8 protein-coding genes are annotated in these 13,217 nt (G+C 70.4%); 2 read left to right on the top strand and 6 right to left on the bottom strand.

Going from position 1 to position 13,217, the window contains the following annotated elements; genetic code table 11:
• Window positions 1-89: 89 nt before the first annotated feature.
• The gene (locus ACIQ6Y_RS28120; RefSeq protein WP_404042854.1) at window positions 90-992 is read right to left on the bottom strand and encodes a tRNA (adenine-N1)-methyltransferase; all 903 of its coding nucleotides are present in this window, start codon (window positions 990-992) and stop codon (window positions 90-92) included.
• Between the two features lie 228 nt (window positions 993-1,220).
• On the bottom strand, window positions 1,221-2,963 hold the full coding sequence (locus ACIQ6Y_RS28115) for a site-2 protease family protein (RefSeq protein WP_404042852.1): 1,743 nt from the start codon (window positions 2,961-2,963) through the stop codon (window positions 1,221-1,223).
• A gap of 142 nt (window positions 2,964-3,105) precedes the next feature.
• Between ACIQ6Y_RS28115 and ACIQ6Y_RS28110 the strand changes: the two genes are divergently transcribed.
• Together ACIQ6Y_RS28110 and ACIQ6Y_RS28105 are read left to right on the top strand one after the other, a co-directional pair.
• Window positions 3,106-4,068, top strand: a complete 963-nt coding sequence (locus tag ACIQ6Y_RS28110; protein ID WP_404042850.1) for a RecB family exonuclease — start codon at window positions 3,106-3,108, stop codon at window positions 4,066-4,068.
• A 14-nt stretch (window positions 4,069-4,082) separates the two neighbouring features.
• Entirely contained in the window at window positions 4,083-4,757 is a 675-nt protein-coding gene (locus tag ACIQ6Y_RS28105; protein ID WP_356689794.1) for a response regulator transcription factor, read from the top strand.
• Between the two features lie 84 nt (window positions 4,758-4,841).
• Here ACIQ6Y_RS28105 and ACIQ6Y_RS28100 read toward each other — a convergent pair whose 3' ends face one another.
• The 4 genes from ACIQ6Y_RS28100 to metH form a co-directional block, all read right to left on the bottom strand.
• The gene (locus ACIQ6Y_RS28100; protein ID WP_404042848.1) at window positions 4,842-6,428 is read right to left on the bottom strand and encodes an ABC transporter substrate-binding protein; all 1,587 of its coding nucleotides are present in this window, start codon (window positions 6,426-6,428) and stop codon (window positions 4,842-4,844) included.
• A gap of 77 nt (window positions 6,429-6,505) precedes the next feature.
• On the bottom strand, window positions 6,506-8,110 hold the full coding sequence (locus ACIQ6Y_RS28095; protein WP_404042846.1) for an ABC transporter substrate-binding protein: 1,605 nt from the start codon (window positions 8,108-8,110) through the stop codon (window positions 6,506-6,508).
• A 435-nt stretch (window positions 8,111-8,545) separates the two neighbouring features.
• Window positions 8,546-9,247: an HAD family hydrolase gene (locus ACIQ6Y_RS28090; protein ID WP_404042844.1), complete on the bottom strand. Its 702-nt coding sequence runs from the start codon at window positions 9,245-9,247 to the stop codon at window positions 8,546-8,548.
• A 153-nt stretch (window positions 9,248-9,400) separates the two neighbouring features.
• Window positions 9,401-12,916: a methionine synthase gene (gene metH, locus ACIQ6Y_RS28085; RefSeq protein WP_404042842.1), complete on the bottom strand. Its 3,516-nt coding sequence runs from the start codon at window positions 12,914-12,916 to the stop codon at window positions 9,401-9,403.
• Window positions 12,917-13,217 lie beyond the last annotated feature (301 nt).

Below are 13,217 nucleotides of genomic sequence, written 5' to 3'. Positions count from 1 at the left end.
GTCAACGACGAAGCGCCGTGGTGGAGTTCTCGCTGGTGTGCGGGAACTCCACCACGGCGCGGCGGCGTTGGACGGTGTGGCGGGCCGCGTCAGCGGCCGATGCCTCCGTCGGCGTTGGGGCCGGAGTAGTCCTCGCCGTAGGCGCCCTTGGCGGGGCGGCGCCGGCGCATGGGCGGCTCGACGCCGTCGGCGAGGCGGCGGGCGGTGAGGAGGAAGCCGGTGTGGCCGATCATCCGGTGGTCCGGGCGGACGGCGAGGCCCTCGATGTGCCAGTTGCGGATCATCGTCTCCCAGGCGGTCGGCTCGTTGAAGCAGCCGATCTCGCGGATGGACTCGACGGTCCGGGCGAGCTGGGTGGTGGTCGCGACGTAGCAGCACAGGATGCCGCCGGGGACGAGCGCCTTGGAGACGGCCTCCAGGCACTCCCAGGGGGCGAGCATGTCGAGGATGACGCGGTCGACGTCGGTGTCGGACAGGTTGTCCTGGAGGTCGCCGACGGTGAGCTGCCAGGCGGGGTGCGGGCCGCCGAAGTAGCGCTCGACGTTCTGCTTGGCGATCTCGGCGAAGTCCTCGCGGCGCTCGTAGGAGTGCAGCATGCCCTCGTCGCCGATGGCGCGCAGCAGGAAGCTGCTGAGCGAGCCGGAGCCGACGCCGGCCTCGACGACGCGCGCGCCGGTGAAGATGTCGGCGAAGGCGAGGATCTGCCCCGCGTCCTTCGGGTAGACGACGGCTGCCCCGCGGGGCATGGACAGGACGTAGTCGGGGAGCAGGGGGCGCAGCGCGAGGTAGGCGACGTTTCCGGTGGTGCGGACAACGCTGCCCTCGGGAGCGCCGATCAGTTCGTCGTGCGGGAAGCTGCCCTTGTGGGTGTGGAAGTTCTTCCCGGCTTCGAGCGTGAACGTGTAGTGGCGGCCCTTGGGGTCGGTCAGCTGTACCTGGTCCCCGACCTTGAAGGGCCCGCGCCTGCGGGCGGCACCGGTCGGTTCGGACATGTGACCAGCGTACCGGGGTTTGTGGGGGTCGCCGACCACTAGGGCTTGTCTTCCGGATCAGGCCGGCTGCGGGGCGCTTACGCCTCCTGGCCGGGTCGAGCGGGGTCTGGTGCGTGCAGCTGCAAGGCGGAGGAGGGCGGCGACGCGATGGGGGTCCCCCACGCCTTTAAGGCAGTGGGGGAGTGCGTGCCAGACGCCGCGACGCCGGCATGATCCGGAAGACAGGCCCTAGGAGGGGCGGGCCATGGCCTTGACGAAGGCGCGCTCGACGTCGGCGGCGGACAGGACGCCGTAGATCTCGCCGGTGTCCTCGACGACGAGGTACTCGGTGGCGGGGGTGGCCCGCAGCACCTCCAGGAGTTCCTCCCCCGCGAGCTCGGCGGAGACGCGCATGCCGTCGGTGAGGTCCTGGGCGAGTCCGCTGACCGGGACCCAGGGGCGGCGGTGTTCGGGTACGCCGACGATGGCGGCCTCGCGGACGAGGGAGAGGGGGTGGCCGTCGGCGTCGACGACGACCAGGGCGCGGGCGCCGGCGGCGTTGGCCTGGCGCAGCGCCTCGGACAGGGGGGTGTCGGTCTGCACGGGTACGGCGCGCCGGGTGAGGGTACGGGCGCGCAGTTCGGGCAGGTGCTCGCGCAGGCGGGCGACACGCAGGCTGTTGCCGGCGCCGGTCCAGATGATCGCGGCGAGGATGGCGGCGAGCAGGGCGTCCATGACGGTGTCCATGCCGACGTTGTCGACGGCGTCGGAGCCGAGGGCGCCGGACTGGGTGAGCAGCGGCAGGCCGATCAGTACGGCGACGGCGAGGGCGCGGCCGAACCAGGCGGCGGCGATGGTGCCGCTCATGGGTTTGCCGGTGAGCTTCCAGACGACGGCGCGCAGCATGCGGCCGCCGTCGAGGGGGAGGCCGGGCAGGAGGTTGAACGCGGCCACGATGAGGTTGGAGATCATCAGGCCTGCGAGCAGGACGCCGGGGACGGTACCGGGTTCGACGGTCTGCATGGCGGCGTAGAAGAGGCCGGCCAGGACGAGGGAGAGCAGCGGGCCGACGAACGCGAGGACGAACTCCCGTCCGGGGGTCTCGGCCTCCTTCTCGATCTCGGAGACGCCGCCGAAGAACTGGAGCTGGATGCGGCGGACCGGGAGCTTGAAGCGGATCGCGGCGACGGTGTGGGCGAGTTCGTGGACGAGGACGGAGGCGTAGAAGGCGACCGCGAAGAAGAGGGACACCAGGTAGCGGGCGGCCCCGAGTTCGGGCAGGACCCGGTCGAGCTGGCCGCCGAACACCCAGGTGATCAGCGCGGCGACGAGGAACCAGCTGGGCGCGACGTACACGGGCACGCCGAAGGGCCGGCCCATGAGGATGCCCCCACCGGGCTCCCGCTGCGCGGGGCGCCCCTTGCCGGGGGCGGGGTCGTGGTGGCTGTGTGCCTCCGTGCGGGGGCCGTGGCCGGGGGTAGGGGATGCAGCGCCGTTGCCGGAGGCGCCGGACGCGGTCTCGTCGCCGGGCGTGGAAGGCGCGGCGGGCGCAGTGCCGTCACCGGAGGCGGGAGGCGCGGTGCTGTTGCCGGAGGCGCCGGACGCGGTCTCGCCACCGGGCGCGGAGGGGGGAGCGGGCTCGGTGTCACCGCCAGGCGCAGCGGGTGCGGCGTTGCCGCCGCGCGCTGACGGGACAGCGGACGCAGTGCCGTCGCCGGGGGCGGAAGGCTCGGTCTCGCCATCAGTGGCGGCAGGTGCGGTGTGCTCGCCGGGGCCCGCCCCGTTCTGTGGGTCGGCCGTCGGCGGGGGCGCGTTCTTCGAGGTGTCGGGTTCGCCCGGGGTGCGGGGGGCGTCGGGGCTGGGCGTGCCGGTCGCCGCCGGGGGCTCTTCGGGGGCTGGGTCGGCCGAGGGCGGGGTCCTGTGGGCTGGCTGGTGCTCGGCCGGGTCCTTGTCGTCCGGCCGCGGCTGGCCGCTCCCGCCGCTCTGGTCCACGGTGTCCCCTCGTTCGAAGCGTCCTCCGCGCCTGCCGGGCGGAAGGGTCTCGGGTCGATGGTATGCGGCCTGCCCGTCGCGTTCCGCCCCGGCACCCCTGCGGCTGGGTGACTGTCAGTGGTGGGCCGTAAGGTCTTGGGGCATGGAGACCAGCACCGAGAGCGCAGCGCAGGCCGTGACCACACCGTCCGGGGAGTCCGTGGACTCCGTCCCGGCCGGGACGGCCATAGCGCCGGTCTCGCTGTCGCCCTCGCGGGCCAGTGACTTCATGCAGTGCCCGCTGCTGTACCGGTTCCGGGTGATCGACCGGCTGCCGGAGAAGCCGAGCGAGGCGGCGACCAGGGGGACCTTGGTGCATGCGGTGCTGGAGCGGCTGTTCGACGCCCCGGCGGGTGAGCGGACACCGCCGCGCGCCAAGTCGTTGATCCCCGGGCAGTGGGACCGGCTGCGGGAGTCGCGTCCGGAGGTCGTGGAGCTGTTCGCGGACGACCCGGAGGGCGAGCGGCTCGCGCGCTGGCTTGGTGAGGCGGAGCGGCTCGTGGAGCGGTGGTTCACGCTGGAGGACCCGACGCGGCTGGAGCCCGCCGAGCGTGAGCTGTTCGTCGAGGCCGAGCTGGAGTCGGGGCTGCGGTTGCGCGGGATCATCGACCGGGTGGACGTGGCGCCGACGGGCGAGGTGCGGATCGTCGACTACAAGACGGGCAAGGCGCCCCGGCCGGAGTACGCCGAGGGTGCGCTGTTCCAGATGAAGTTCTACGCGCTGGTCGTCTGGCGGCTGAAGCAGGTGGTCCCGCGCCGGCTGCAGCTGGTGTATCTCGGCAGCGGTGACGTGCTGACGTACGACCCGGTGCCGGCGGATCTGGAGCGCGTCGAGCGCAAGCTGCTGGCGCTGTGGGAGGCGATCCGGCAGGCGACGGAGACGGGTGACTGGCGGCCGCGGCCCACGAAGCTGTGCGGTTGGTGCGACCACCAGGCGCACTGTCCGGAGTTCGGCGGCACTCCCCCGCCCTATCCGCTGGCGGTGGCGGTGACAGTTCCGGTCGAACCGCCGGTGAGGGCGCCCGAGTCGGCGGTGGGCGAGCAGGGCAGAATGGGGCCGGACTAGCGAAGGAGACTCACGTGGCCATCCGCGTCCTACTGGTCGACGACCAGCCCCTGCTGCGTACGGGCTTCCGGATGATCCTGGAGGCGGAGCAGGACATCGCGGTCGTCGGTGAGGCCGGTGACGGTCTGCAGGCGCTCGATCAGGTGCGGGCCCTGCAGCCCGATGTGGTTCTGATGGACATCCGCATGCCGCGGATGGACGGGGTGGAGGCGACGCGGCAGATCACCGGTCCCGGGCGGGACGGCCCGGCGAAGGTGCTGGTGCTGACGACGTTCGATCTCGACGAGTACGTGGTGGAGGCGCTGCGGGCGGGCGCCAGCGGGTTCCTGCTGAAGGACGCCCCGGCCAATGAGCTGGTGCAGGCCATTCGCGTGGTGGCGGCCGGTGAGGCGATGCTCGCGCCGAGCATCACGCGCCGGCTGCTCGACAAGTACGCCACGCATCTGCCCTCGGGCGACGAGCCGGTTCCGGACACGCTGCACACGCTGACCGAGCGTGAGGTGGAGGTGCTGAAGCTGGTGGCGCGCGGGCTGTCGAACGCGGAGATCGCCGCGGATCTGTTCGTGAGCGAGACGACGGTCAAGACGCATGTGGGTCATGTGCTGACCAAGCTGGGGCTGCGCGACCGGGTGCAGGCGGCTGTGTACGCGTACGAGAGCGGGCTGGTGCGCCCCGGCGCGCAGCAGTAGCACCCGCCGCCGAACGGCACATGCGCGAAGGGCGCCTTCCCCGCGGGGAGGGCGCCCTTCGCGCGTGCCTAGACGGTGCGCCGGTCAGTCCTTGCTCTTGCTGATCTCCCAGAAGCGGAAGACGGTCGAGGCGTCGAGGCAGTACTCCAGGCCGTAGACGCCGTCGGCGACGACGGCGTACTGCTTGGCCTGCCAGACGGGCAGGACGGGGATCTCGTCGGCGACGATCTGCTGGAGTGCGTCGAAGTCGTTGTCGGTGGCGGCGCGGTTGCTCTCCCCCGCGGTGCGCGGGATGAGCGTGCCGGTGATGGTCTTGTTGGTGTAGTTGTTGCCGAGGACGTTGCCCTTGCCGAAGAACGGGGCGGTGAAGTTGTCGGCGTCGGGGTAGTCGGGAACCCAGCCCTTGACGTAGACGCCGTACTTGCCGGCGGCGATGTCCTTCTCGTACTGCTCGAACGGCACGGACTTGACGTCGGCGTCGAACAGGCCGCTGTCGTTGAGCTGTCCGGCGATCGCCTTGAGTTCCTGGTCGGTGGCGGGGCCGTAGCGGGACGGCGTGGACCAGAGGGTGAGCTGCACCTTGTCGGTGATGCCGGCCTCGCGCAGGACGGACTTGGCCTGTTCCTCGGAGGGGCGGCCGCCGTAGGTGTCGAAGAAGGCGGTGTTGTGGCCGTCGATGCCCGCCGGGATGATCGAGTAGAGCGGGGTGGCGGTGCCCTCGTAGACGTTGCTGATGAGGGCGTCGCGGTCGAGGAGGTGGGCGATGGCCTTGCGGACGGGGAGCTGTCCGGCGACGGGGTCGTCCATGTTGAAGACGAGGTGCTGGACCTCGGCGCTGCTGCCCTCGACGACCTCGGTGCCGGTGCCGTCGGACTTGGCCTCGATGTCGGCGATGTCGGCGGCGCTCAGGCCTCGGTAGGCGATGTCGACGTCGCCCTTCTGCAGGGCCTGCTTGAGGGCGGTCTGGTCGCCGTGGAAGAACTTGAGGGTGACGCCGGAGTTCTGGATCTCGGCGGTGCCCTTGTAGTTCTCGTTGACGGAGAAGACGGCCTCGTCGTCGCTGAAGGAGTCCAGCTGGTAGGGGCCGGAGCCGCTCGCCTCGCCGTCCTCGCGCAGGCCGTCGGCGTCGTAGTCGCGGTGGTTGACGATGGAGCCGGCGCCGGAGGCGATCTTGCTGGGGAAGGTGGCGTCGGGGACCTTCAGCTTGAAGACGACGGTCTTGTCGTCCGGGGTCTCGACCTTGTCCAGCATGGGGAACATGATCGCGGGGCCGGCGTCGTCGTTGATCTTCAGCATGCGGTCGAAGGAGAACTTGACGTCCTCCGACGTGAGCGGGTCGCCGTTGCTGAACTTCAGGCCGTCCTTGAGGGTGCACTCGTAGACCGTGGCCTGGGTGTCGGAGAAGCCGCACTGTTCGGCGGCCTCCGGCTCGGGCACGGTGCCGCCCTTGGGGAAGCTGAGCAGGGACTGGAAGACGTTGTTGAACAGCAGCCACGAGCCGGGGTCGTAGCCCGATGCCGGGTCGGTGGCGAGGACGTCGTCGGACATCCCCATGACCACGCTGGAGCCGGTTCCGCCGGAGTCGCCGGTCTCCGTGCCGCAGCCGGTCAGCAGGCCGGAGGCCAGTCCCGCCACGATGGGCAGGACCGGCCACTGGTTGCGCATGTTCACGTGCGTGTGCCTTGTCGTCGTTCTCGAGAAGAAGCCCGGGGTGCGCCGTCCCGGGCCCCCCGGAGGACGCGGAAGCGTCAGCCGCTCACACCGCGGCCGAGTTCCCAGAGCTGAAGAGTGGAGGAGGAGTTGAGGACGTACGCGGTGCCGGTGATGTCGTCACGGGCGGCGACGTACTGCTTGCCCTGCCACAGCGGCAGGACGGGGACGTCCTCGGCGACGATGTCCTGGATCTCGGTCAGGCTCGTCGCGGCCGAGCCCCGGTCGGGCTCGCGGCGGGATGCGGGGATGAGGGTGTTGCGGATGACGCTGTTGGCGTACGGCGACTTGAGGAAGTTGTCGTCGTCGAGGAACGGCGCGAGGTAGTTGTCGGCGTCGGGGAAGTCGGGGAACCAGCCCATGCCCCAGACCTCGTAGGAGCCCTTGCGCTGGGCGGGGACGAAGCTGTCCCAGGGGGTGCCCTTGATGGTGACGTCGAACAGGCCGCTGGCGTTGAGCTGCTTCTGCAGTACCTCGAACTCCTGCTTGGTGGCGGCACCGTAGTGGTCGGTGGTGTAGTGCAGCGTCAGCTTCACCGGGGTGGTGACGTCCGCCTTGGCCAGCAGGGACTCGGCCTTGTCGGTGCTGGGATCGCCGTACTCGTTGAAGAACGAGTTGGAGTGGCCGGTGATGGTGGCCGGGACCAGCGAGTAGAGGGGCTCGGCCTGGGAGCCGTAGACCTTGGAGACCAGTTCGCTGCGGTTGACGACCTGGGCCATGGCCTGGCGTACGGCCTTGTCCTTGACGCCGGGGGCGTCGGTGTTGAAGGCGAGGTAGCGGATCTCCAGTCCGGGCATGTCGATGAGTTCGACGTTCTCGCCCGGGTCGATGGAGAGCTTCTTGATCTGCTCGGGCGTCAGGGTGCGGCTCATGACGTCGATGTCGCCGTTCTGCAGGGCGGCATCCATGGCGTCGGCGTCCTTGAAGGAGCGGATCTCGGCCTTGTCGTTGTTCACCGTCAGAGCGCCCTTGTAGTCGGCGTTCTTGGTGAACACGGCGGAGACCATCTCGTCGTTCTCGACCTTGGCCTCGAGCTTGTACGGGCCGGAGCCGCTGACCTCGAAGCCGTCGCGCAGCTTGCCCTTGTCGTAGTCGGCGGGGTTGACGATGCCCGCGACGGGGGTCGACAGCTTGTAGGGGAAGGTGGCGTCGGCGGTCTTCAGGTGGAAGACGACCTCGCGCTCGCCCTGCGCCTCGACGGTGTCGATGGTGGACAGCAGGGCGGAGACGCCGGAGTCGGCCTTGATGGCCAGGGCGCGGTCGATGGAGTACTTGACGTCCTTGGCGGTGACCGGGTTGCCGTCGGCGAACTTCAGGCCCTCGCGCAGCTTGCAGACGTAGCGCTCGTTGCCGGTGTCCGTGAAGGTGCAGCTCTCGGCGGCCTCGGGGACGGGCTCGCCCTCGCCGCGGGGCTGGATCATCAGGGTCTGCACGGTCTGGCGCAGGATGTTCCAGCTGCCGACGTCGTAGGCGTAGGCCGGGTCCAGGGGTGCGGGGGCGTCCGCGGTGGCGATGAACCGGTCCGTGGTGCCGACGGCGATCGCGCCGCCGCCGTCGCTCCCGCCGTCGGTCCCGCCGCAGGCGGCGAGTACCGGCGCGAGCAGGCCGATGACGGCCGGCAGCACCAAAGTCTTGCGGTTCATGCTCGGGTTTCTCCACTGCTGTCAGGTCCGTGTATCACGCAAGCAGGGGTGGCGCCGCGAGACCACGGGGAGGGGGGTGATGTTCTCGCGACGAGATTAATGGGCGCCCGCTGCGGGGTTCACAGCCACCGGAGTTGAGGTTCCATCACGCTCTGAAACCGGGCGTGGACACACCGAAAACCCGACAGTGGAAGGTTTGGGTACAGCGTCCCCCCAATCCGGACACAAGGGCACGCCCATGCTTCGGAAAAAGGGGCAGATGGCACACGTCGTCGCTCGTGTCGAGGCCCTGCGGCGTGGGGAACCTCACATCGCCAACCTCGTTCACACCCGGCGGAATTCGACCCCGCCCGGCCCGTCTCCGGTTTAATCCGCGCTCGCGTGCGACTGGGAAAGAAAACGCGTGCGAATGCTCCCCGCACGTCTGGTGAACGCTCAGATCATTTGTGTCATCAGGCCGCGCAGAAATGCCAGGTCGACCTCTTCGAGAGAGGTCACGACGGTCCGTCGGGCGGCCGGGGCGATGGGCGCCACGGAGGGCACGGCCACCACCTGGCAGCCGGCTGCCTCGGCGGCGGCGACACCGGTCGCGGTGTCCTCGACGACGGCGCATCTGGCCGGATCGACGCCGAGTCCGGCGGCCGCGAACAGATACGGGTCGGGGTGCGGCTTGGTGCGCGGCACCTCGTCGCCGGCGACGGTGAGCCGGAAGTGCTGGGGGCCGAGCGAGGTGAGCACACGGTCGATGATGCGCCGGTGGGAGGCGGAGACCAGGGCCGTCGGGACCTCGTGCGCGGCCAGTTCGGCCAGCAGCCGGGCGGCGCCGGGCATCAGCGGCAGGGCGCGCTCGATGCGGTCCTCGAAGCCCTCGTTGAGCAGGACGGTCAGTTCGGCGAGGGTGATGTTCGCGCCGGTGGCCTCGATGAGGAACCCCGCGCTGCGGCTCATGGGGCCGCCGACCACGACATGCCGCCAGGAGTCGTCGAGGGTGTGGCCGAGAGCGGCGAACACCTCCACCTCGACGTCCCACCAGAAACCCTCGGTGTCCACGAGAGTGCCGTCCATGTCGAGGAGTACCGCCTGCAGGGCGGAGCCCTCGGCCGTACGGGTGCCGAGTGCGGGGACCGTGGTGGTCATCCGGCGTACCTCCTTCAGGGCCCAGCAGGCCGGTTCCCGTGCGGGGAACCGGCCTGCAGTGGACCGACCAGTGTACGTCGCCTGCGGCGCGAGCGCCTCGTTTAAAAGACGTGCGCCAGGGCATGCGGCCCGGCGACGTGCGCCGCAGCCGCCTCAGCGGGCGTTGAAGTACTTCGCCTCCGGGTGGTGGATCACGATCGCGTCCGTGGACTGCTCCGGGTGCAGCTGGAACTCCTCGGACAGCTGCACACCGATGCGCTCGGGCTCCAGCAGGCCGGCGATCTTCGCGCGGTCCTCCAGGTCCGGGCAGGCTCCGTAGCCGAGGGAGAAGCGGGCGCCGCGGTACTTCAGCTCGAACATGCCCTCGATCTCGGCGGGGTCCTCCCCCGCGAAGCCGAGCTCGGAACGCACGCGCGCGTGCCAGTACTCGGCGAGTGCCTCGGCCAACTGCACGGACAGGCCGTGCAGTTCGAGGTAGTCGCGGTAGGAGTTGGACTCGAAGAGGCGGGCGGTCTCCTCGCCGATGCGGGAGCCGACGGTGACGACCTGGAGCCCGACGACGTCCGTCTCGCCGGACTCCTCCGGGCGGAAGAAGTCGGCCAGACACAGACGCCGGCCGCGCCGCTGGCGGGGGAAGGTGAAGCGGGTGCGCTCGTTGCCCTGCTCGTCCAGGATGATCAGGTCGTCGTCCTTGGACACGCACGGGAAGTAGCCGTAGACGACGGCCGCTTCGAGGAGGTTCTCGGTCTGCAGCCGGTCCAGCAGGCCGCGCAGCCGCGGACGTCCCTCGGTCTCGACGAGCTCCTCGTACGTCGGTCCCTCGCCGGTGCGGGCCTGCTTCAGGCCCCACTGGCCCTTGAACAGGGCGCCCTCGTCGAGCCAGGAGGCGTACTCCTTGAGCTGGATGCCCTTGACGACGCGGGTGCCGAAGAACGGCGGGGTCGGGACCGGGTTGTCGGTGGCCACGTCGGAGCGGACGTGCCCCTCCTCCGGGCGCTCCTCGACCACGGCGCCGGCCGCCGCCCGCACCCGGCGCTGCTTGAGCTCGGGCAGCTTGGCGCCGGGCACGCCCCGCTTGACGCCGATCAGGGCGTCCATCAGGCGCAGGCCCTCGAACGCGTCGCGGGCGTAGCGGACTTCGCCCTCGTAGATCTCGTGCAGGTCCTGCTCGACGTAGGCGCGGGTCAGCGCGGCGCCGCCGAGGATGACGGGGTAGTTCGCCGCGAGGCCGCGGGCGTTGAGCTCCTGCAGGTTCTCCTTCATGATCACGGTGGACTTCACCAGGAGACCGGACATGCCGATGACGTCGGCCCGGTGCTCCTCGGCGGCGTCCAGGATCGCGGAGACCGGCTGCTTGATGCCGAGGTTGACGACGTTGTAGCCGTTGTTGGACAGGATGATGTCGACGAGGTTCTTGCCGATGTCGTGCACGTCGCCGCGGACGGTGGCGAGGACGATGGTGCCCTTGCCGGCCTCGTCGGTCTTCTCCATGTGCGGTTCGAGGTGGGCGACGGCCGTCTTCATCACCTCGGCGGACTGGAGCACGAACGGCAGCTGCATCTGGCCGGAGCCGAACAGCTCGCCGACGACCTTCATGCCGTCGAGGAGGGTCTCGTTGACGATGTCCAGGGCCGGGCGGGTTTCGAGGGCGGCGTCGAGGTCGGCCTCCAGGCCGTTCTTCTCGCCGTCGATGATGCGCCGCTTGAGGCGCTCGTCCAGCGGCAGCGCGGCCAGTTCCTCTGCCTTGCCGGCCTTCAGGGACTTGGCGGTGGCGCCCTCGAAGAGCTGCATCAGCTTCTGCAGCGGGTCGTAGCCCTCGCTGCGGCGGTCGTAGATGAGGTCGAGGGCGGTTTGCACCTGCTCCTCGTCGAAGCGGGCGATGGGCAGGATCTTGGAGGCGTGCACGATCGCCGAGTCCAGGCCCGCCTTGACGCACTCGTCGAGGAAGACGGAGTTCAGCAGGATGCGGGCGGCAGGGTTGAGGCCGAAGGAGATGTTGGACAGGCCGAGGGTGGTCTGCACGTCCGGGTGGCGACGCTTGAGCTCGCGGATGCCCTCGATGGTGGCGATGCCGTCGCGCCGGGACTCCTCCTGGCCGGTGCAGATGGTGAAGGTGAGGCAGTCGACGAGGATGTCCTCCTCGCGGATGCCCCAGTTGCCGGTCAGGTCGTCGATGAGCCGCTCGGCGATCTCGACCTTCTTCTCGGCGGTGCGGGCCTGGCCCTCCTCGTCGATGGTCAGCGCGATCAGTGCGGCGCCGTGCTCCTGGGCGAGGCGGGTGACGCGGGCGAAGCGGGACTCGGGGCCGTCGCCGTCCTCGTAGTTCACCGAGTTGATCACCGCGCGGCCGCCGAGCTTCTGCAGGCCCGCCTCGATGACGTCGACCTCGGTGGAGTCCAGCACGATCGGCAGGGTGGAGGCGGTGGCGAAGCGGCCGGCCAGCTCTTCCATGTCGGCGACGCCGTCGCGGCCGACGTAGTCCACGCACAGGTCGAGCATGTGCGCGCCCTCGCGGATCTGCTCGCGCGCCATCTCCACGCAGTCGTCCCAGCGGGCCTCGAGCATGGCGTCGCGGAACTTCTTGGAGCCGTTGGCGTTGGTGCGCTCGCCGATGGCCAGGTAGGAGGTGTCCTGGCGGAAGGGCACGGTCTGGTACAGCGAGGCGGCGCCGGGCTCGGGGCGGGGGCTGCGCTCGGCGGGGGCCAGCTCGCGGACCCGCTCCACCACCTGGCGCAGATGCTCGGGCGTGGTGCCGCAGCAGCCGCCGATCAGGGACAGGCCGTAGTCGCGGACGAAGTTCTCCTGCGCGTCGGCGAGCTCCGGCGCGGTCAGCGGGTAGTGGGCGCCGTCGGCGGTGAGCACGGGCAGGCCGGCGTTGGGCATGCAGGACAGCGGGATGCGGGCGGTCCGGGCGAGGTAGCGCAGGTGCTCGCTCATCTCGGCGGGGCCGGTGGCGCAGTTCAGGCCGATCATGTCGATGCCGAGCGGCTCCAGGGCCGTCAGGGCGGCGCCGATCTCGGAGCCGAGCAGCATGGTGCCGGTGGTCTCGACGGTGACGGAGACGATGAGCGGCACGTCGTAGCCGGCCGTCTCCATCGCGCGGCGGGCGGCGATGACGGAGGCCTTGGTCTGGAGCAGGTCCTGGGTGGTCTCCACCAGCAGGGCGTCGGCGCCGCCGGCGAGGAGTCCCTCGGCGTTGCGCTGGTAGGAGTCGCGGATGGCGGTGAAGGTGGTGTGGCCCAGGGTGGGCAGCTTGGTGCCCGGGCCCATGGAGCCCAGCACCCAGCGCTGCCGGCCGTCGCGGGCGGCGTAGGCGTCGGCGGTCTCGCGGGCGATGCGGGCGCCGGCCTCGGACAGCTCGGCGTCCCGGTCGGCGATGTCGTACTCGCCGAGGGCGGTGAGGTTGGCGCCGAAGGTGTTGGTCTCCACGCAGTCCACGCCGGCGTCGAAGTACGCCTCGTGCACGGACGCCACGATGTCGGGCCGGGTGACGTTGAGGACCTCGTTGCAGCCTTCCAGCTGCTGGAAGTCCTCCATGGACGGGTCCTGGGCCTGGAGCATCGTGCCCATGGCTCCGTCGGCCACCACCACACGGGTGGCGAGCGCCTGGCGGAGCGCGGACGCGCGGGTCCGGCTGTCGGCGGAAGGGGTCGGCGGCACAGAGGCCATGAAGGGCTCCCTCGGATGCGACGGCTGTCGGCTTTGCGCCCCTAGGACCAGGCCTTGCAGGTCTTAGCGGTGAAGCCCGTGGGGGCTTCCCCGAGAGGGCGCACGCCGTCAGGGTAGCCGGGACCCCCGGCCTGTGGTCAGGGGCGTCCACCACCCGGACGAGCAGGCGGCGGGGTCCGTGCCGGTGGGCACGTGACCCATGATGTGGCGAACGAGCGGTGACCGAAAGGCGACCGCCATCGGACGACCATTAGCGCGGGGTCGGCATGGACCGGTAGTGTTCGACATTGCCGAACAGTGG

Source organism: Streptomyces sp. NPDC096205, from assembly GCF_044763135.1.
In the GTDB taxonomy this organism is placed as follows: Bacteria; Actinomycetota; Actinomycetes; order Streptomycetales; family Streptomycetaceae; genus Streptomyces.
The sequence above is the reverse complement of the archived record's forward strand: the minus strand, read 5'-3'. Positions and strand labels throughout refer to the sequence as shown.